General features: G+C 66.6%; 13 protein-coding genes. 10 read left to right on the top strand and 3 right to left on the bottom strand.

The features are described from left to right. The first annotated feature begins 15 nt into the window (after positions 1 to 15). The 4 genes from CLU87_RS10665 (at position 16) to CLU87_RS10650 (ending at position 4,353) form a co-directional block, all read left to right on the top strand. Positions 16 to 1,692 carry an isovaleryl-CoA dehydrogenase gene (locus CLU87_RS10665; RefSeq protein ID WP_199170817.1) on the top strand — a complete coding sequence of 559 codons (1,677 nt, stop codon included), beginning with the start codon at positions 16 to 18 and terminating at the stop codon, positions 1,690 to 1,692. A gap of 30 nt (positions 1,693 to 1,722) precedes the next feature. Next, a complete protein-coding gene (locus CLU87_RS10660) occupies positions 1,723 to 2,658 on the top strand; it encodes a glutathione S-transferase family protein (protein ID WP_099730439.1) in 936 nt (311 codons plus the stop codon). A 148-nt stretch (positions 2,659 to 2,806) separates the two neighbouring features. Further along, on the top strand, positions 2,807 to 3,712 hold the full coding sequence (locus CLU87_RS10655) for an SDR family oxidoreductase (RefSeq protein ID WP_099730438.1): 906 nt from the start codon (positions 2,807 to 2,809) through the stop codon (positions 3,710 to 3,712). Positions 3,713 to 3,762: 50 nt separating this feature from the next. Beyond that, positions 3,763 to 4,353, top strand: coding sequence for a methylated-DNA--[protein]-cysteine S-methyltransferase (locus CLU87_RS10650; RefSeq protein ID WP_099730437.1), 591 nt, complete (start codon positions 3,763 to 3,765; stop codon positions 4,351 to 4,353). 6 nt (positions 4,354 to 4,359) lie between these two features. On the opposite strand, the gene CLU87_RS10645 is transcribed toward CLU87_RS10650, so the two are convergent. Then, positions 4,360 to 5,142, bottom strand: coding sequence for an IclR family transcriptional regulator (locus CLU87_RS10645; RefSeq protein WP_099730436.1), 783 nt, complete (start codon positions 5,140 to 5,142; stop codon positions 4,360 to 4,362). Positions 5,143 to 5,385: 243 nt separating this feature from the next. Here CLU87_RS10645 and CLU87_RS10640 point away from each other — a divergent pair, with 243 nt between their 5' ends. From CLU87_RS10640 to CLU87_RS10615, 6 genes are all read left to right on the top strand, one after another. Then, complete coding sequence (locus tag CLU87_RS10640) at positions 5,386 to 6,339, top strand: TRAP transporter substrate-binding protein (protein WP_099732131.1); 954 nt, start codon at positions 5,386 to 5,388, stop codon at positions 6,337 to 6,339. Between the two features lie 129 nt (positions 6,340 to 6,468). After that, positions 6,469 to 6,918 (top strand): type II 3-dehydroquinate dehydratase, encoded by a 450-nt coding sequence (locus CLU87_RS10635; protein WP_056746244.1) that lies wholly within the window; start codon positions 6,469 to 6,471, stop codon positions 6,916 to 6,918. A 384-nt stretch (positions 6,919 to 7,302) separates the two neighbouring features. Then, positions 7,303 to 7,545, top strand: a complete 243-nt coding sequence (locus CLU87_RS10630; protein WP_056746242.1) for a hypothetical protein — start codon at positions 7,303 to 7,305, stop codon at positions 7,543 to 7,545. A 59-nt stretch (positions 7,546 to 7,604) separates the two neighbouring features. Beyond that, positions 7,605 to 16,220: a GH36-type glycosyl hydrolase domain-containing protein gene (locus CLU87_RS10625; RefSeq protein WP_099732130.1), complete on the top strand. Its 8,616-nt coding sequence runs from the start codon at positions 7,605 to 7,607 to the stop codon at positions 16,218 to 16,220. A gap of 226 nt (positions 16,221 to 16,446) precedes the next feature. Then, positions 16,447 to 17,121, top strand: coding sequence for a Crp/Fnr family transcriptional regulator (locus CLU87_RS10620; protein WP_099732129.1), 675 nt, complete (start codon positions 16,447 to 16,449; stop codon positions 17,119 to 17,121). A 212-nt stretch (positions 17,122 to 17,333) separates the two neighbouring features. Next, positions 17,334 to 18,038, top strand: a complete 705-nt coding sequence (locus CLU87_RS10615; RefSeq protein WP_099730435.1) for a Crp/Fnr family transcriptional regulator — start codon at positions 17,334 to 17,336, stop codon at positions 18,036 to 18,038. An 80-nt stretch (positions 18,039 to 18,118) separates the two neighbouring features. Here CLU87_RS10615 and CLU87_RS10610 read toward each other — a convergent pair whose 3' ends face one another. Together CLU87_RS10610 and CLU87_RS10605 are read right to left on the bottom strand one after the other, a co-directional pair. Further along, positions 18,119 to 18,793, bottom strand: a complete 675-nt coding sequence (locus CLU87_RS10610) for a BON domain-containing protein (RefSeq protein ID WP_099730434.1) — start codon at positions 18,791 to 18,793, stop codon at positions 18,119 to 18,121. 152 nt (positions 18,794 to 18,945) lie between these two features. Continuing rightward, a complete protein-coding gene (locus CLU87_RS10605) occupies positions 18,946 to 19,857 on the bottom strand; it encodes a sensor domain-containing diguanylate cyclase (protein WP_233193766.1) in 912 nt (303 codons plus the stop codon). Between the last annotated feature and the right edge of the window lie 142 nt (positions 19,858 to 19,999).

Genomic DNA, 19,999 nt, shown 5'->3' with positions numbered 1-19,999 from the left:
CGTGAAGGAGCCGACATGACCTTGCCCACCGCCACCCTGGCGCGTACCCATGACGTCTTCAACCAGAGCACGCCGTGGGCGGATGTGAACCTGTTCACCACCAACCAGCCGCTGCAGGATGCGCTGAGCTTGCATGCACCTGGCCTGCGTTTGGAGGGCCTCACCGCGCTGGGCGCCGAGATGGGCTCGGCCGAGATGATGACCCACGCGCGCCTGGCCAACACCCACAAGCCCCAGCTGCGCACGCACGACCGCTTTGGCCACCGCACGGATGTGGTGGAGTTCCACCCCAGCTACCACGCTTTGATGGGCGCCGCGCTGCGCCACGGCCTGCATGCCACGCCCTGGTCGCGCCAGGACACGGGCCACGCGCATGTGGAGCGCGCGGCGGGCTTCATGCTGTTCACCGAGGCCGAGCCCTCGGTGCTGTGCCCCGTGTCGATGAGCTACGCCGTGACCCCGGCACTTCGAGGCAATTCAGCGGTATGGGCGGACTGGAGCAAGGGTTTGGCGAGCACGCAGTACGACCCGCGCCTGGCGCTGTTCTCGCAGAAATCCGCGCTCACCATGGGCATGGGCATGACCGAGAAGCAAGGCGGATCGGACGTGCGTGCCAACACCACACAGGCTGTCCACGACGGCGACGATGCCTGGGGCGCGCGCTATCGCATCACGGGCCACAAATGGTTTTTCTCGGCGCCCATGTGCGATGCCTTCCTGATCCTGGCGCAGGCGCCCGGCGGGCTCACCTGCTTCTTCCTGCCGCGTGTGTTGCCTGACGGTGGAGAAGGTGCGGTCAACACCATTCGCATCCAGCGCCTGAAAGACAAGCTGGGCAACCACGCCAATGCCAGCTCCGAGGTCGAGTTCATCGGCGCGATGGCCTGGCGCGTGGGCGAAGAGGGCCGGGGTGTGGCGCAGATCCTGGAGATGGGCACCATGACGCGGCTGGACTGTGCCCTGGGCACCAGCGGCCTCATGCGGCAGGCGCTCAGCATTGCGCTGCACCACACGCGCCAGCGCTCGGCCTTTGGCAAGAAGCTCATCGAGCAGCCGCTGATGCGCAATGTGCTGGCCGACCTCGCGCTCGAAAGTGAGGCAGCCACTGCGCTCTCCATCAGGCTTGCAAGTGCTTTTGATCGCAAAGAGAAAAGCGAGCACGAAGCCGTGATGGCTCGCCTGCTCACGCCCGTCGCCAAGTTCTGGGTGTGCAAGCGCGGCAGCGTGTTTGCGCAGGAGGCCATGGAATGCCTGGGCGGCAACGGCTATGTGGAGGAGGGCGGCGAGGGCGTGATGGCTCGCATCTACCGCGAGATGCCGCTCAACTCCATCTGGGAAGGCGCGGGCAACATCATGGCGCTGGATTTGATGCGCGCCGTGCGCCGCGCCGACACCGCTGCCGCGCTGGACGCCGAACTGGTACCTGCACGCGGCGCCCACCCGGCGCTGGATCGTCTGGCCGGCGCACTGCCCCTGCGTGTAGACGCCATGACCACCGAGGCCGAGGCCCGGCGACTCGCCCAGGATGTAGCGTTGGCAGTGCAGGCGGCCCTGTTGTTGCGCAGTGCGCCCGGCGCAGTGTTCCGAGCGTTTTGCGACTCGCGCCTCTCTGGTGACTGGGGCTACAGCTTTGGCACGCTGGGCGCGGGTGTCAACCTTGACGCCATCTTGGACCGCGCACTTCCGGCCTGAGCCATCCCACAGAATTTTGCGGAGAAACCCATGTCCCACCTCATCCTGCACCACTACCCCTCGTCCCCGTTTTCCGAAAAGATCCGTGCGGTGCTCGGCTTCAAGCAGCTGGCCTGGAAGTCCGTCATCATCCCCAGCGTCATGCCCAAGCCTGATGTGGTGGCGCTGACGGGCGGCTACCGCAAGACGCCGTTCTTGCAGATCGGCGCCGACATCTATTGCGACTCGGCCCTCATCTGCGACGTGCTGGAGCACGAACAGCCCGAGCCCGTGCTGTACCCGCCGCACCTGAAGGGCGTGGCGCGCGTGTTTGCGCAATGGGCCGATTCCACGCTGTTCTGGGCGGCCATGGCCTACAACCTGCAGCCCAAGGGCGCCGCCGTGTTGTTTGCCAACCTGCCGCCGGCGGCCGCGCAAGTGTTTGGCGAAGACCGCCGCGAGATGAGCGCGGGCATGCAGCGCCTGCGACCGGCCGATGCCACGGCCGCCTACCGCTCGTACCTGCGGCGTATTGCGCACATGGCCGAGGAACACGACTTCCTGTTCGGCGCCGAGCCTTGCCTGGCCGACTTTGCGGCCTACCACCCGCTGTGGTTCACGCGCCAGTGTGTGCCCGTGATGGCCGACATCTTTGCCGCCACACCCGCCGTGCTGGAGTGGATGGACCGCATCGCTGCGCTGGGCCACGGCCGCATGGAGAAGTTCAGCGCCGCCGACGCCATCACCGTGGCCGCGGGCATGGAGCCGCTGCCGCTGACAGACGACGTGTTCCAGGACGAGCACGGCATCCCGCTGGGTACCCAGGTCACGATTGCCGCCGAGAGCTTTGGCACAGAGCCCACGGAAGGCGAGCTGATTGCCGCCACCCGCACCCGCTACACCTTGCGCCGTACCGACCCGCGTGCGGGCACGGTACACGTTCACTTCCCCCGCATCGGCTACGTGCTGCGGCCGGTGGCGCCCTGAACAACGGCAGCCTTTTTGATCGCATTGCGCCCGATGCGCTCTGCGTGTTCGGGCGGCGTTGGTCGAAGCCGTGTGTCGGCATAAAAGCCGTCCCGTGTTTCACGACCGCACCCCATCATCCATCGATAACCACTAGGAGACACAAAACATGATCGACAACTTTGCCGGCAAAACCGCCGTCCTCACCGGTGCAGGCTCGGGCTTTGGCCTGGAATGCGCGCGCATTGGCGCCCGCCTGGGCATGAACCTGGTGCTGGTCGATGTGCAGCAGGACGCGCTCGACGCTGCCACGGCCGAGATGCAGGTCGCAGGCGCCCAGGTGCTGGCGCGCAAGGTGGACGTGTCGAACGCCGCCCAGATGGAGCAACTCGCCGCCGACGTGCAGCAGCGCTTTGGCGCACCGCACCTGGTGTTCAACAACGCAGGCGTGGGCGCGGGCGGCCTGGTGTGGGAAAACTCGGTCAAGGACTGGGAGTGGGTGCTGGGCGTGAACCTGTGGGGTGTGGTGCACGGCGTGCGTCTGTTCACCCCCATGATGCTGGCAGCCGCCAAGGCCGACCCCACTTGGCGCGGCCATATCATCAACACCGCCAGCATGGCGGGCCTGCTGGCGGCGCCCAACATGGGCATCTACAACGTGAGCAAGCACGCAGTGGTCAGCCTGTCGGAGACGCTGTACCAGGATTTATCGCTGGTCACTGACCAGATCGGCGCCAGCGTGTTGTGCCCGTTCTTTGTGCCCACCGGCATCAACCAAAGCCACCGCAACCGCCCAGGCGACCTGCCTGCCGAAAAGCCCACCAAGAGCCAGCTCATCGGTCAGGCCATGAGCGACAAGGCCGTGGGCAGTGGCAAGGTGACTGCTTCCGAGGTCGCGCAAAAGGTCTTCGACGCCGCCGCCCAGGGCCAGTTCTACATCTACAGCCACCCCAAGGCCCTGGCCTCGGTGCAGACGCGCATGGAAGACGTGATGATGGGCCGCAACCCCACCGACCCGTTTGCCGCCAAGCCCGAGCTGGGTGCACAGTTACGGGCAGCGCTGAGGGCTGATTGAGCCGGAGGCGCTTGATTTACATGCCCTGAATGCTATTCAAAGAGTAGCAAATGGCCACAGAGCTGCACGGCAACGACACGGGGCACCGCCCCACAGGCGGCTATGCGCTGTTCCCCACGGCCATCGGCCACTGCGGCATTGCATGGCGGGGGGCGCTGCTGGTGGGGGTGCAGTTGCCGGAAGATGCGGGCGAGGTGGCAACGCGTGCCCGCATGCAGCGCCGGTTTCCGCAGCTCGCCGAAGGTGCGATGCCACCCGATGTGGCAGCCTGGGCAGCACGCGTGGTGGCCCTGCTTGAAGGTGCGCAGGACGACCTGCGTGATGTGCCCCTGGCGCTCGACGCCGTGCCTCCCTTTCACGCCCGCGTGTACGAGCTGGCCCGCCGCATTCCACCCGGCAAAACCATGACCTATGGCGAGATGGCTGCCGCATTGGGCGAGCCGGGTGCTGCGCGTGCCGTGGGTCAGGCGTTGGGCCACAACCCGTTTGCGCCTGTGGTGCCGTGCCACCGTATCCTGGCTGCGAACGGCAAGACGGGCGGTTTTTCGGCCGGTGGCGGCGCTACCACCAAGATGCGCATGCTGGAGATCGAGGGCGCGTTTGCGCACGAGACCCTGGCGCTGTTTGCGCCCAGGGGCTGAAGGGGTTCAGCCGCGCTTTTTGAGCAGGGGCGACCCCGCGCTGGCCATGGCCAGCTCGTGCGTGGTGTTCAGCAGGGCAGGGCCCAGGGCCTGCATGCGCTCGGGCGTCAGGCGCACCAGCGGGCCCGCAATGGTCACCACCCCGATCACCGTGCCGTTGCCCCGTCGGATGGGCGCGGCCATGGCCGCCATGGCCGGAGCAAACACCTCGACGATGGTGCTGAAGCCCTTCTGCCGCGCGGTGCGCAGGTAGGCCAGCAGGGCCTTCACGGTGGTGGGGGCGTTGGGGCCGTAGTCCTCGGGCTTGCCAAAGCCCTGGCGTGCTACCAGGGCCAGGGCCTCTTCGTCGCTCATCGTGGACAGCCAGGCATGGCCGGCCGAGCTGCACGAAAGGTTGACCGACAGGCCCATGTCCGGGTCGTAGCGCAGGCCGCGCACGGCCCCTTGCGCCTTGGCCACAAAGGTCAGCGCATCACCGTCCACCACGGCCAGACGCACCAGCTCGCCAGATTCGGCGGCCAGCCGGTCCAGCAGGGGCTGGGCAATGTCCACCACGCCCGTGGCGCTCAGATAGCCCAGGCCCAGCGACACCAGCTTGATGGTGAGCATGTAGTTGCCCTGGCTCTGGTCCTGCCGCACGTAGCCGCAACGGATCAACTCGGCCAGCAGGCGGTGCGTGGCGCTCAGTGGCATGTCCAGTTCGGAGGCCAGGCTCGACAGGGCCTTGCCTTCCGGGTGCGGGGCAAGGTGCTCCAGGACTTTGAAACTGCGTTCAAGGATGCTGCTCATGGCGGGGGCTCTTCGTGATCGTGGACCGGTTTTTCCAGGATACCCAGGCGCTGGTTCTTCGGGCGCAATGTATCAAAAATTGTTAAAGGGTTTCTACTGTGGAAACAGTTTCCACTTTATTCATACGATGCAGTTCCCGATGCACTCCGGGCCTGGTGTGCACATTGCTGGTCTCTTTTTGTTGGAGAAGTCCCTGTGAAAAAAACTGCTTGCCTTCTGGCGGCCGCTGGCCTGTCCTTCTTGATGGCGCTGCCCGCCGCCGCGCAGCAGGAGCGCGTGATCCGCTTCGGACACCTGAACAATGCCGACCACCCCGTGAGCTTTGGCGTCAAGCGTTTTGGCGAGCTGCTGGCGGCCAAGAGCGGCGGCAAGATGAAGGTGATGGAGTTCCCCGCCTCGCAGCTGGGCAACGAGATGCAGCAGCAGTCGGCGCTGCAGGGCGGTGTGCAGCAGATGTCGGCCCCGGCCACCACCTCGCTGGCCGGTATCGTCAAGGAATTCGGGCTGGTGGACTTCCCCTTCTCGGTGGCCAACTTTGCGCAGGCCGATGCGCTGCTCGACGGCCCGCTGGGCCAGGCGCTGATCGCCCGATTGCCCGAGAAGGGCCTGGTGGCCCTGGGCTACTGGGACCTCGGTTTTCGCAACGTGACCAACAGCAGGCGCCCCATCACCAAGGCCGATGATTTTGATGGACTCAAGCTGCGCGTGATCCCCAACCCGGTGTTCCTGGAGACCTTCAAGGCCTTCAAGGCCAACCCCGTGCCCATGCCGTTTGCCGAGCTGTACGGCGCGCTGGAAGCCAAGGCCGTGGACGGCCAGGAGAACCCCTATGCCGTGATCCTGTCGAACAAGATGTTCGAGGTGCAGAAGTACGTGAGCGCCACCAACCACGTGTACGCCGCCAACATCGTGCTGGTGAGCAAGAAGTTCTGGGACCAGCTCACCCCCGCTGAGCAGAAGATGATGCACGACGCTGCCAACGAGTCGCGTGGCTACCAGCGCCAGGTGAGCCGCGCTGCAGCGCAGCGTTCGGTGGGGGACCTGCAGGCCAAAGGCATGGCCTACAACGAGATCACGCCCGCCGAGCTGGCGCGCATGCAGCAGATCGCCAAGCCCGTGATCGAGAAGTTCGCGGCCACCTATGACCCGGCGATCGTCAAGCTCTACAACGACGAACTCGCCCGCATCCGCAAGTAAGAGCGCCTGGCAAAACTCTTCTGGCGTCGTTACTGCGTCTTGTCGTGCTATTCGCACTGCCTGCGACGCAGCGCCTAGCCAGAACCGCTTCGCTGAGCTTTGTCAGCCGCTCCCAACCCTGAACACCCCATGAAAATTCTCATCCTCCACGGCCCCAACCTCAACCTGTTCGGGCGCCGCGAACCCCATATCTACGGCACCACCACGCTGGCCCAGATCAACGATCGTTTGCTCAAGCTCGCTACAGAGCTGGGTGTGGAGCTCGACATCGTGCAGTCCAACCATGAGGGCGCGCTGATCGACTTCCTGCACGCGAACATCGATGCAGCGCAGGGCGCACTCGTGAATCCTGCGGGGCTGACACAGCACGGCGTGCCGCTGCACGACGCCATCAAGGCCATGCCTTTCCCGGTGATCGAAGTGCACATGTCTAATATCGCCGCGCGCGAGGCCTGGCGCGCGCACTCCATCATCTCGCCCGCCGTCAAGGCCACGGTGCAGGGCTTCGGTCCCCACTCCTACCTGGCCGGGCTGCGGGCGCTGGTGGACAGCCTGCGCGAGGCCGCCCAGGTTGCCTGAGCGGTGCGGGCGCACGGTGGTGGGCGTTCAACGTGTCCTCTGAAAAGTCGTAGTCCAGTGATGGACCGGCGCTGGCTTCTGCCGTGCTGGTACCGAGCAGTGTTTGATTCGTTATTTTTGGATCAAATCGACCGCTAGTGCTTTGATTTATTGCGCTGTGCGCTATACAAATAGTAGCGTTGTAGTTGACTTCAACGCTACCCACCTCGCCAGTCGCTTTGCCAGCGAGGCCAGGCATCAGGTGGTGAGGTGCATGGGCAAAAATCAGACTGGCTGGGGTCTGTTCGACAGCGCACAGACGCGCAGCATGTGCCCCTTGTACAAGAGGATCGGAGCGCACCCGCCATGTGGTTGCGCCATTCACTTGTGTACCAGGAGCCGTCCATGTCCCATCCATCCAACCTTACCTCTGCGTGGGACACGTCTTCCGTGGGGCAGCCGGCAGACATATCGCTGCTGGAACTCTCCCATCTGGGTGAACACCTGGTGCATTGCGGCGCATTGCGGGGGCCGCTGGACCGGTTGCTCGGTGGCGCTGCATGGCTGCAGGCCCAGGTGGCAGAGCATGTGGTGACGGTTGCACTGCTGGTCACGTTGCTGGTGGGGGCTGTATCGCTGGTGCGGTAGGGCGCGCGCGCATGGGCTTACGCACACCATGGCCCTGGGTTCCCTCCGCGATGGACCGCATGCTCGATGCCCGGGCAGGCCCGGTGCTGGAACCCCTGCGGGCCGAAGTGTTTGGCGTGGCCCGCTTCGAAGAGCATGGCCGGCACCTCGGTTCCTCCCACGACGCAGGCAAGGCGCCCTTTGGCCGCACCACGTTTTACCCGCGTCTGCAGAGCAACATCCGCGCACTGCGGGGCGCGTACCGCTACCTGTTTGACGCACCGCATGACGAGCACGCGATCAGCCCCGCCGCTGAATGGCTGTTTGACAACTTCCATTTGATCGAAAGCCAGCTCAAGGAGATCCGGGCCGGGCTGCCGCCGCGTTACTACCGCTCGCTGCCCGTGCTCAAAGACGCCCCGCTGGTGGGCCTGCCGCGTGTGTACGGTGTGGCCTGGTCGTTTGTGGCCCATACCGACAGTGCGTTCGATGAATCGCTGCTCGTGCAGTACCTGAACGCTTACCAGGAGACCCGTGAGCTAAGCCAGGGCGAGCTGTGGGCGTTGCCCACCACGCTGCGTGTGGTGCTCATCGAAAACCTGCGCCGCCTGGCCGAGCGCCTGGCCAGCCACAAGGCCGCGCAGGAGCTGGCCAGCCTGTGCGCCGCGCGCAGCCAGGACCTGAACGGGCTGACACTGGATGCTGCCTGCGCCGCCATGGAGCGGCGTGGCGTGGCCCCGGTGTTTCTCGCCCACCTGGCGCAGTCGATGATGGGGCGCGGCGTAGTGGGCGGGCATGCCGCTGCAGGCACGCCATCGCCCGTGCAGCAGTGGTTGTTGTCCGCGGTGCCCGACCTGGTGGCGTTGCAGGCCCAGCAACAGATCAACCAGGCCGCCGACCAGCTGAGCATGGGCAATGCCGTTACCGCACTGCGGCGGGTGGGCGCTGCCGACTGGTCCGACATCATCAGCCAGACCAGCCTGGTGCTGCGCGCCATGCTGCAGTCGCCCGTGTTTGCGGCCGAGGACGAGTCCACCCGCAACACCACCTTGCACGGCATTGAAAGCCTGTCAGCCCGCAGCGGGCAGGGCGAGGCCGCGGTGGCGCGGACGCTGCTGTTGCAGATGTCGGGCGCAGACCGTGAGCCTCAGGATGGGACTGGGGCTGAACAGGCGCTGGCAGGCTATTGGCTGCAAGGCGCCGGGCGCAACCAGCTGGAGCATGCCCTGGGCGTGCGCCGACATACCGCCGATGCGTTGTCCCTGTGGCGTTCCGCGGTGGGTCTGTCGCGCGTGCCGTTGTACCTGGGCGCCTTGCTGCTGGGCTCGCTCGGCCTGATGGCCTGGCTGATCGCGCCCCTGTGGGGCATGCCACCAGGGCCCTCGGCCAGCGCAGCCCATCTTGCGGGCTTGGCGCTGCTCGCCGTCTTGTTGCTGCTGCCCGTGTCCGAGATCGTGGTGGCCGTGGTGAACCGGCTCATTGGCGAATCCGTCCGTCCCACCTACATGCCCCGCTACCTGCTGCCAGCGGGCATTCCGGTATCGGCACGTGTGCTGGTGGCGATCCCGGCCCTGCTCAGCAGCACCGGCACCATCGACCGGCTGGTGCACCGCCTGCACCTGCATTACCTGGCCAACCCCGAGCCCTGTGCGCAGTTTGCGCTACTGACCGACGGTGTGGATGCCGATCTGCAAGACCTGCCCGAAGACGGCCCGCTGCTGGCCCATGCCCAGAGCCAGATGCAGGCCCTGAACCAGCAGCACCCCGTCACTCCAGGCAGTGCCCCGCGTTTTGTGCTGCTGCACCGCGCGCGCACCTACAGCCCCACGCAGCAGCAGTGGATCGGCTGGGAGCGCAAGCGCGGCAAGCTCGAACAGCTGGTGGCCGCACTCGCCACCGGGGGGCAGGGCGCCTTCCTGGACCTGGACGAACTCTCGCACCTCGCACCGCAGACCCGCTATGTGCTCACGCTGGACAGCGATACGCAGCTGCCCCCGGGCCGCCTGCGCAGCCTGGTGGGCGTGGCCGAGCACCCCGAGAACCAGCCTCGGCTGGATGCCACAGGCCAGCGCGTGGTGCAGGGCTACGGCATCCTGCAGCCCCGGGTGCTGGCGCCACTGCCCACTTTTGCCACCACCTCGTTGTGGCAGTGGCTGTTTGCGGGCCAGCAGGGGCTGGACCCGTACAGCGCCATGACCTCCGACGTGTACCAGGATTTTTTTGCCGAAGGCAGCTTCACCGGCAAGGGCCTGCTGCATGTGGCCACCGTGCACGCCGTGCTGGGCGGGCGCCTGCCAGCCGACCAGGTGCTGAGCCACGACCTGCTCGAAGGTGCGCTGGCACGCTGCGCCGTGGTGAGCGATGTGACGCTGGTGGAGGCGGAGCCCGAACACAGTGACACCGCCGCCGCCCGCCTGCACCGCTGGACGCGGGGCGACTGGCAGTTGTGGCCCTTTCTGGCCCAGGCCCAGCGCTGGGGCCTTTCGCCCATCAACCGCTGGAAGCTGCTGGACAACCTGCGCCGCTCGCTCGTGGCGCCCGCATCGCTGGTACTGGTGGTGCTGGCCCTGGCGGGGCTGGGCCTGCCTTTGGCCAGCACGCTGGCGCTGGTGGTGGCTGCCTATGTCGCTGCGCCCTTGATGGGCGCGCTGGCGGGCTGGGTGCCCAGCCGCTTTGGGCTGGTCGGCATGCGCTTTGTGCACGAAGCATCGGGCGACCTGTTGCGCGCCTTGGCCAGTGGTGTGTGGCACCTGGCCCTGCTGCCGCAGCAAGCGCTGCTGCTGGGCGATGCCGTGGTGCGCACCGTCCACCGGCAGGCCGTGAGCCGCTGGCACCTGCTGGAGTGGACCACGGCCGAGGCTGCGCAGAACACCTTGATCACAGGCCTGGCGGCAACGCTGCGCAGACACAAGGCGGCACCGTTGCTGGCGCTGGGCTGTGGCGTGGCGCTGTGGGCCGGTGGAACCTTGGCACCTTGGACTTTGGTGGGACCGCTGCTGGCGCTGTGGGCGCTGTCGCCGCTGCTGGTGTGGCTGGCCAACCGCGTTCCGTCTGGCCTGGGCAACCCAACACTGTCGGCACAAGACCAGGACCTGTTGCACGGCGTGGCGCGCGACACCTGGCGATTGTTCGAGCGCTGTGTGGATGCCCACAACCACCACCTGCCGCCCGACAACCTGCAGACTGCCCCGTATGAGATGGTGGCGCACCGCACCTCGCCCACCAACATCGGGCTGTACCTGCTGAGCGCCAGTTGCGCGCGCCGGTTCGGCTGGATCGGCACGCTGGAGCTGCTCGACCGGCTCGAAGCAACCCTGGTGACCTTGCAAGCCATGGAGAGGCACCGGGGCCACTTCCTGAACTGGTACGACACCGAAACCCTGCAGCCCCTGCACCCGCGTTATGTGTCCACGGTGGACAGCGGCAACCTCTGCGCCCACCTGGTGGCCGTGGCACAGGCCTGCAGCGCGCTGGCGGCGCAGCCACTGTCACCACAGGCGGGTGCGCAGGCCATCCGTACCTCGCTGGCACGGCTTCAGCCCCGGCTGGGCATGCACCACCCCGGCATGCGCGGGGTGCAGCACCCCTCCGCGCTGAGCCGCCTGCTGGGCCTGCGCCCGCCCGACCCCGCGCACGTGCCCGAAGCCACGGCGTTTCGCGCGTTGCTGGCCCAGGCGCAGGAAGAGCTGCGCAGCATGGCCCAGCTACGCCACCCGGCCATCGTGCACAGCCCGCCCACGGAACATGACGAGCTGCTGTGGCTGCTGGCCGACCACCTTGCCACACTGCAGTCGGTGGACCGCGACCAGCAGGCCGCGCACAGTGGTGGCGCACCCGAGGCCACGCAGCGCCTCATGGCGCTGGCCGAGGCGCTGGATGCCCTGGCCTGGCAGGCCGACTTTCGGTTTCTGTACCACCCCCGGCGGCACCTGCTGCACATTGGCTACCGGGTGGACGAGCAGCAGCTGGACACCTCGTTCTACGACTTGCTCGCGTCCGAGTCGCGCACCACCAGCCTGCTGGCCGTCGCCAAGGGCGACTTGCCCGTCAAGCACTGGGCGGCCCTGGGGCGGCCGTTCTTTGCCAGCGGCCACCATGCGGTGCTGCGCTCGTGGTCAGGCTCGATGTTCGAGTACCTGATGCCCACGCTGGTCATGGACGAGCCGTATCACAGCGCCTTGGGCGAGGCAGGGCGGTCCGCCCTGCGCGAGCAGGTGGCGCTGGTGGAGGGGTTGGGCAAAGATATGCCCTGGGGCATTTCTGAATGCGCCTATGCTGGGCGCGACCACACCCTGGCGTACCAGTACGCGCCGCAGGGTGTGCCGCGCCTGGCCTTGCGCCGCACGCCGGTGGGCGAGATGGTGATTGCGCCCTATGCCACGGCGCTGGCCACGCAGGTGGATGCCCGCGCAGCCTGCGCCAACTTCCGCACCCTGGAAGCACTGTCGGCGCGTGGGCGCTACGGCTTCTACGAGGCATTGGACTTCACGCCCGAACGGCAGACCCACGGCGAGCGGTTTACCCTGGTCAGCACCTACATGGCCCACCACCAGGGCATGACCATCGTGGCGCTGGCCAATGTGCTGCTCAGCGGCGTGGCCCAGTGCTGGGGCACGGCGCATGCCCGCATCGAGGCCGTACTGCCGTTGCTGCAGGAGCGCGCCCCGCGCGAACTGCCCACCTTGCAGGCGACACCGCCGCGTCTGCCGCTGCATGCGCGCCAGCAAAAAACGCCGGACCATGTGCGCTCTGTCACCCCGGGCGCCCACGCGCTGGAGCCCACACACTTACTGGGCAACGGGCGCTACAGCGTCACACTGCGCGCCAACGGGGCAGGGTGGAGCCGCTGGCACCAGACGGGCATCACCCGTTGGCGCGACGATGCGCTGCGGGACGCACATGGCAGCTTTCTGTATGTGCGGCAGATGGGCTCCAGCGTGCCCGTGTCCGTCACCAGCCACCCCGCTCCCGATGCGCGAGCGGTGTACGGCAGCATCTTCCACACCGACCGCGTGTGTTTTGATGCACTGTGGCCGGGGTTGCGCGTGCACACCACGGTGTGGGTGAGCCCGGAAGACGACATCGAACTGCGCAAGGTGGTGGTGAGCAACCTGGGCGACGCGGTGATCGAGCTGGAGCTGATCTCGGCCCTGGACATCACCCTGGCCACCCACACGGCCGACGAGGCGCACCCGGCGTTCTCCAACCTTTTCATTGCCGCCGATTGGCTGCCTGCACAGCAGGCCCTGCGGTTTGTGCGCACCCCCCGCCTGCAGACCGAGGCCACGCTGCAGGCTGCACACTTTGTGGCCGATACCCAAGGTCATGTGCTGGGCCTGCGTTGCCAGACCGACCGGCAGCTATGGCTGGGGCGCAACCACACGCCAGGCCAGCCGTTGGCGATGCTGGACTGTGTGCCGGAGGTGCCCGCCACGCTGCACACGGGCCTAGACCCCGTAGCCGCCCTGGGCGTGATGCTGCGCATTGCGCCTGGCGCGCAGGCCTGTGTCACGTTTGCCACGGCGGCATCGCCAGACCCGGCCACGCTGCTGGCCATCATCGACAAGTACCGCCAGCCCAGCTATCTGGAGCGGGCATCGGCCATGTCGGCCACGCTCGCCAGCATCCAGTGGGCATCGCACCGCCCGCACCGCGACTACCTACCCGCGCTGCAGGCACTGACCACGGCGCTGGTGTTCACGCTGCCCAAGGTCCACAGCACCCACCTGGGTGTGCTGACCGAGGCCCAGGCCGCCCGTCCCGTGTGTGACCGGCGCACGCTGTGGCAACTGGGCCTGTCGGGTGACCGGCCCATTGTGCTAGTGATGGCCGGATCGCCCCAGGGCATGGGCCTGCTGCGCACGCTGGCCCAGGCGCTGCGCGAATGGGCGCATGGCGGCGTGGCCTGCGACCTGGTGGTGCTCAGCAGTGAATCGCACTCGTACCACATGCCCTTGCAGCGCGAGCTGACGCTGCTGCGCGAGCACCACGATGCCGACCTCGCCACACACACCGGCCCGGCGGTGACCAGCCTGCGGGTGCTGCGGCTCGATGAGCTGTCGGCTGCACAGCTGGGCACCTTGGCGAGCCTGGCCCGCATCACCCTCCATGCCGATGGCCATGCCCTCATGCACCAGGTAAAGGCCTGGGTGGCCGCCCATGGCGTGTCCATGGCCAGCCCCTGGCGTGGCGGTGCCACGGACGAAGTGCCCACGCACCAGGGCAGCACGTGGGTGCCCGCGCCGGTGGGTGGCTTTGCTCCGGTCACAGGGACCTTTGGGTTTGAGGTGTCGGCAACGCTGCGGCCTGCTAAACCCTGGGTCAATGTGCTGGCCAATGCGCAGCTGGGGACCATGGTGTCGGAAACTGGCGCGGGCAACACCTGGGCGCTCAACAGCCGCCTGAACCAGCTCACCGCCTGGTCGAACGACCCGGTGGCTGACCCGCCCGCCGAATGGCTGCTGTTGCAGGACCGCCGCACGCGCGAGGTGTGGAGCCTGACGCCTTCGGCCTGGGGCGCTGCCGATGTGGTGTACGGCGTGGAGCACGCCCAGGGCAGCACCACCATCCGCCACCGCAGAGGCGCGCTGGAGGTGGAGGTGCGCTGGTGCGTGGACCCCATCACGGCCATCAAACAGGTGTTTGTGCAGGTGCGCAATCTGGGCAACCGGCGCGAGCACTTGCGCCTGGTGGGCATGGTGGAGTGGATGATGGGTGAAAAGCGCAGCGACCGCGCCACGCTGGCCACCGCACCGTGTTTTGCACCGCTGCCCGACGGCCGTTTGCTGGGCCTGTTGTGCACGCAGACCGAGGCGGCTGCGGGCTTTGGCGAGGGCACGGCCTTTTTCTGCGAGGCCTCGGCTGGGCCGGGCATGGACGACCGTGCCAATGACAGCCTGGACTGGACCTGCGACCGCCGCGAGTTCTTTGATGCGCAGGGTGATCTGGTGGTGCCCCTGCAGCTGGGGCAGCGCAGCGGGTTTGGGCTGGACCCTTGTGCAGCGTTATCGCGTTTGGTGACCTTGCGGGCCGGGGCGGTGTTTGAGCGCGTGTACCTGATGGGCTACGCCCCCACCGAGGCTGCGGCACGCACGCTGGGTGCCGAGGCAATGGCCGTTGCGGCCCGCACGCGAGAGAAGGCCACCCTCGACCAGTGGAATCTACTGCTGAGCGCGACGCAGGTGGCCACGCCCGATCCACTGTTTGATGTGCTGGTCAACCGCTGGCTGCTGTACCAGACGGTGTCTTCACGCCTGTTTGCCAAAGCGGGCTTTTACCAGGCGGGTGGTGCCACCGGCTACCGCGACCAGTTGCAGGATGCCATGGCGCTGGCCTGGGCGCAGCCGGGCGCCTTGCGTGCGCAGATTGTGCTGTGCGCATCGCGCCAGTTTGAAGCGGGCGACGTGCAGCATTGGTGGCACACGCCGGGCGGTGCGGGGGTGCGCACGCATTTCTCGGACGACCTGCTGTGGCTGCCCTTTGCCTGCGCCCACTATCTGGAACGCACTGCGGACCACAGTCTGCTGGAGGAACAGGTGGCGTTCCTTGAGGGCTCGGCGATTCCCGAAGGGGCGGAAGACATCTACGAGGCCCCCAGCGCCAGCGCCACCATGGCCAGCGTGTACGAGCATGCCGCCCGCACCATCGACCGCAGCCTGCGCACCGGCGCACATGGCCTGCCGCTGATGGGCGGCGGCGACTGGAACGACGGCATGAACCGTGTGGGCGACGGTGGGCGCGGCGAATCAGTGTGGCTGGCGTGGTTCCTGTGCGCCATCGTCACCGACTGGATTCCGATCGCCCGCGATCTGGGCGATCTGGATCGGGTGCAGCGCTGGGACGCTGCCCTGACCGGCTGGCGCGTGGCACTGGAAAACCAGGCGTGGGACGGTGACTGGTACCAGCGTGCCTTTTTTGATGACGGCACGGCTCTGGGCAGCCACACGCGGGACGAAGGTCGCATTGACCTCATCGCGCAGGCCTGGGCGGTGCTCTCGGGCGCAGCAAAGCCTGCGCGGCAGCGCCAGGCCATGGACGCGGTCGAGGCGCATCTGGTCAACCCCGCAGCAGGCTTGATCCAGCTGCTGGCGCCCCCGCTGCGCCATGCATCACCCAGCGCGGGCTACATCCAGGCCTACCCGCCCGGCGTGCGCGAGAACGGCGGGCAGTATGCCCATGGCGGCGTATGGGCGCTAATGGCCGCTGCAGAACTGGCCCTGCAGGAGCCTGAGCACCCCGGTGCGTTCGATATGCCTTACCGCTACTTCACCTACCTGAGTCCGGCGCACCGGGCCCAGCACCCGGTGTGGGGACCGGTGTATGCCGTGGAGCCCTACGTGATGGCGGCTGACATCTACAGCCAACCACCCTTTGTGGGGTGCGGCGGCTGGACCTGGTACACCGGCGCGGCGGGCTGGCTGCACCGGGCGGCGGTGGAGTCCATCGTGGGGCTGCAGATGCGGGCGCAAGAGCTGTTCTTCACGCCTTGTCTGCCGTCACACTGGCCGGGTTCAGAGCTGACGCTGGTGCGTTCAGGACGCACGCTGCGGTTTGTGCTGGTGCGCGTTGCCGCAGGAGCCTCAGCGGTCTTGCCGTCGAACGTCCCACCGGATGCCCGATGGTTGCAGGTGGGCGAGCGGCTACGCTGGGGTGACGGGCCCGATGGCCAGTGTTTTGTGATTCCGTTGCCTGGGTAGGGCATGCGCAGAGTGCCTCTCTTGTGGACTCGCAGCACACCTTGACATCAGCCATTTGGTAATTGTGTGTATGTACGATACCGTACAGACATTGTTCGGCGCGCTGCCACAAACTTGCGGCATGCCCAGGCGGTAGGCAGGGCCGCAGGGGCCCAGCACCGCGATACACCAAGGTGCCACCATCAAACGCTCCAATATCCCCCTTCAAAACCAGTTGCTGGCAGCCTTGCCTGAGCCCGATCTGCAGCGCTGGCTGCCATTGCTGGAACCTGTAGAGCTGGCGTTGGGACAGGTGCTGTACGAGTCGGGCGTGGCCATGCCGCATGTGTACTTCCCCACCAGCGCCATCGTGTCGCTGCTCTATGTGCTGGAGGACGGCGCGTCTGCGGAGATTGCAGTGGTGGGCTTTGAGGGGCTGGTAGGCATATCGATCTTCATGGGCGGGGGGACCACGCCCAGCCGGGCAGTGGTGCAAAGTGCGGGGACGGGTTTTCGGTTGCGTGCGGATGTGATCAAGGCCGAGTTTGAACATGCAGGCCCGGTCATGCACCTATTGCTGCGCTATACCCAGGCTCTCATCACCCAGATGGCACAAACCGCCGTGTGCAACCGCCACCACTCGTTGGACCAGCAACTGTGCCGCTGGCTGCTGCTGAGTCTGGACCGCTTGCCCAGCACCCAGTTGATCATGACGCAAGAGTTGATCGCCAACATGCTGGGCGTGCGGCGCGAAGGGGTGACCGAGGCCGCACTCAAGCTGCAGCGGTCGGGCCTCATCAGCTATGCGCGCGGGCACATCAATGTGCTGGACCGCCCGGGGCTGGAGCGCCGCACCTGCGAGTGTTATGAGGTGGTCAAAAAGGAATACGACCGACTGCTGCCATTGGTCGTGGCGAGCTAGGGGCGCCGACCTGGTAGACAGTGTGAAGTGGTCCCCCTCTGATCCTGCGGGATGAAGACGTCGAACAGCGCCTGCACCCTGTGTGCGCTGGCAGACAGTCGCACCGCGCAAAGCCACCCACACTGGGCTCCACCTTGCGCAAGGCAAGGCATTGCGCAGGGGTCCTGGCGCTGCACTCCCGTGCAGTGCGGACAGCAGCCCAAGGCCCCGCAATGCAAAGCAAAGACAACACCCTTCTTCAACAACTGCCGACTGCGGCGCGCGAGCGTTTGCTGCAGCATTGCGAGCCCTTTGAGCTGGTACTGTCAGCCGAACTGAGCACCCGCGGCCGACCATTGGCGCATGCCCATTTCCCGACCGAAGGTTTTTTGTCGCTGGTCATTGATGTGGACAGCCACCCTCCGCTGGAGGTGGGCATGGTGGGGGCAGAGACCATGCTGGGCTCGGAACTGATCCTGGGCCTGGCGGCCACGCCGTGGCGGGCCCTGGTGCAGGGCGCCGGGTCCAGCTGGCGCATTGGCGCCAAACAGTTGCGCACGCAGATCAACGCGATTCCCGAATTGGAGGCCTTGCTCCAGGCCTGTCTGCTGGCGCGCCTGCACCAGCAGACGCTGGCGGCGGCATGCCAGCGCTACCACCAGATTGCGCCGCGCCTGGCGCGCTGGCTGTTGATGATGCAGGACCGATCGCATTCAGAGTGTTTTCACGTCACCCAGGAATTCATGGCCCTGATGCTGGGCGTGCGCCGCGTGGGCGTGACCGAGGCGGCGGGGCATTTTCAGGATGCAGGTCTTATCGCCTACCACCGGGGAGAACTCACGGTGCTCAACCGCAAAGCGTTGGAGGCCGAGGCCTGCAGTTGTTATGCGGCTGACAAGGCGATCTATCAGCGGCTGCTGCGGCCGCGCGTGGGGTGATAGCGGGTGAGCGTTGGGCTCTGTCCTCGGGCGGGCTCAGTGCTCTGTCCAGCCACGCTGTGCCTGTATTGAAGCGTTGGTCAGCGCTTGATCTGTAGCTCGTCCTGGATGCTGCGAATGCCCAGTACGCTGTGGGCCAGGCGCACCCATCGACTCTGGTAGGGCATGCCTGTGGCCGAGGTGTCGGTGGCGGGGGCGGGCTCCGGCGCAGATGGAGCTGAATTGGCGGCGGCATACACCTCGCTAGCGGGGTCAGTGGGCTCATCGGCAACGGGTGGTGGGGCGTGGCGTTGCTGGTACTGCGAGCTGGGTGTTGCATTCCTCAGTTGCCGGGCGCGCAGCGCCTCCAGATCCGGGGTGTGGCCCTGGTGCACTGCCTGCGCGGGCGCTGCGCCCGTCGAGAACATGAAGCTGTCCACTGAACTCACACCAGGCACCGTTTGCGCCACAAACACGGCCAGATCGATCTGTGTGGGGTCTGCGGCCATGCCGCTGAGCAGCACCACGCCCTGGTGTGATTCAACGCTGATGTTGTAGCTGTTGACCACTGGCGAGAGGATGAGCGCGGCACGTACGCGTGAGGTGATCACACCGTCTTCCAGGTAGGCCACTGGCGATGGGCTGGCGGGCGCCCACTGGGTCACCATGTCGCTGCGCTTGCAGCCCTGCAGCGGGAGCACCGTCAGTACCACCAGCACCGCGCAAAGGCTGCTGAGCAGCGGGTGGTGGGTTGGCTGGAATGGCAGGTGGCGCATGGTGAAACAGTCCCTTGAAAAGCCCGGCCGCCCAGGCGGGGAGCCGTTATCTGCACTGTGCGCTGGCGTGTTGCACCTGTCTGTTCGTAACCGTACCCACCGGCCTGTCAGCAGCTGTTGCGAGTCGCAGAGACGGGCCAGAGCACCAAAAATCAGGCTGGCGGCTGTGAGCGATCTGCGTTGTTGGTACTGAGAGTTTTGCTCGTTGTCCCGAAAGCGTAGCCGCATCGCTCGCGCTTGGCGGCATACATGGCTGCGTCGGCACAGGCCAGCAGGGCGTCTGCCTGCGTGCCATGCTGGGGGCAGATGGCCACCCCGATGCTGGGGCGCACGAGCAGTTGCAAGTGGCCAATCTTCATGGGGCAACACACCGCCTGCAGCAGCTTGGCGCACAACTGGTGTAGCGGCGCTTCGTCCGCCACACCTCGGAGCAGGCAGGCAAACTCATCGCCACCCAGGCGCACCACCAGGTCGCCATGGCGCACAGCGGCGTTCAGTCGGGCGGCTGTGATGCGCAATACCTCGTCGCCCACGCCGTGACCGTGGGTGTCGTTCACGGTCTTGAAGTGGTCGAGGTCGATGAACAGCACCGTCGGCCCGGGTTGCAGGGAGCGCCTTTGGCCCAGCAAGTCTTCCAGGCGCTGTAGCAGATGGCGCCGGTTGGGCAGGTTGGTCAACTCGTCGTGTAGCGCCTGGTGTCGCGCCAGGCGCTCACCGTTGCGCACGCGGTCCAAATCGGCCAGCGCCTGGGTCAATGCCGCCTGAGTGTCTTCCATGGCGCGCTCCAGGGCGTGGCGTTCGGCGGCTTCACGCGCCATTACCTGCAGCATCTGCTGCATGGCTGCCACACAGGTGCTCACACTGGGCTCGCCCGGGCGTTGATTGGCATGCGATGGGGGCGCCATCCACAGCCGGCCGCGCTGGGGGCCGGGGCCTTGTGCCCACTTCACTTGCAGCGAACGCAGCCACAGCTTCCAGCGCTGGACTTGTTCTGCTGTGGGCCAAGTGGCCGCCAGGGCCTTGCCCCACTCCCATGGTCTTTGGTTGCTGTCCATACGATTCATCAGGTGTGTCCGCCTCGCGGCACGAAGACGGTGTGAGCCACAACACCGACGCCGCTCCGGTGTGCCTGCCTCACCAGGTCAAGCGGTTGGCGGGCCCGCCAAGGCATCTGAACAGTGATTTGACAGTGGCAGAGTCTGCTTG

This window comes from Acidovorax sp. 59, assembly GCF_002754175.1.
GTDB lineage: Bacteria > Pseudomonadota > Gammaproteobacteria > Burkholderiales > Burkholderiaceae_C > Acidovorax > Acidovorax delafieldii.
This window is presented reverse-complemented; position numbering and strand designations above follow the sequence as displayed.

Excerpts from the sequence above, each read along its gene's own strand:
- CLU87_RS10655 (WP_099730438.1), top strand. The coding sequence starts at position 2,807 with ATGATCGACAACTTTGCCGGCAAAACCGCCGTCCTCACCGGTGCAGGC.
- CLU87_RS10645 (WP_099730436.1), bottom strand. The coding sequence starts at position 5,142 with ATGAGCAGCATCCTTGAACGCAGTTTCAAAGTCCTGGAGCACCTTGCC.
- CLU87_RS10615 (WP_099730435.1), top strand. The coding sequence starts at position 17,334 with ATGCAAAGCAAAGACAACACCCTTCTTCAACAACTGCCGACTGCGGCG.
- CLU87_RS10605 (WP_233193766.1), bottom strand. The coding sequence starts at position 19,857 with ATGAATCGTATGGACAGCAACCAAAGACCATGGGAGTGGGGCAAGGCC.
- CLU87_RS10635 (WP_056746244.1), top strand. The coding sequence starts at position 6,469 with ATGAAAATTCTCATCCTCCACGGCCCCAACCTCAACCTGTTCGGGCGC.
- CLU87_RS10660 (WP_099730439.1), top strand. The coding sequence starts at position 1,723 with ATGTCCCACCTCATCCTGCACCACTACCCCTCGTCCCCGTTTTCCGAA.
- CLU87_RS10665 (WP_199170817.1), top strand. The coding sequence starts at position 16 with ATGACCTTGCCCACCGCCACCCTGGCGCGTACCCATGACGTCTTCAAC.
- CLU87_RS10650 (WP_099730437.1), top strand. The coding sequence starts at position 3,763 with ATGGCCACAGAGCTGCACGGCAACGACACGGGGCACCGCCCCACAGGC.
- CLU87_RS10625 (WP_099732130.1), top strand. The coding sequence starts at position 7,605 with ATGCTCGATGCCCGGGCAGGCCCGGTGCTGGAACCCCTGCGGGCCGAA.
- CLU87_RS10630 (WP_056746242.1), top strand. The coding sequence starts at position 7,303 with ATGTCCCATCCATCCAACCTTACCTCTGCGTGGGACACGTCTTCCGTG.
- CLU87_RS10640 (WP_099732131.1), top strand. The coding sequence starts at position 5,386 with ATGGCGCTGCCCGCCGCCGCGCAGCAGGAGCGCGTGATCCGCTTCGGA.
- CLU87_RS10610 (WP_099730434.1), bottom strand. The coding sequence starts at position 18,793 with ATGCGCCACCTGCCATTCCAGCCAACCCACCACCCGCTGCTCAGCAGC.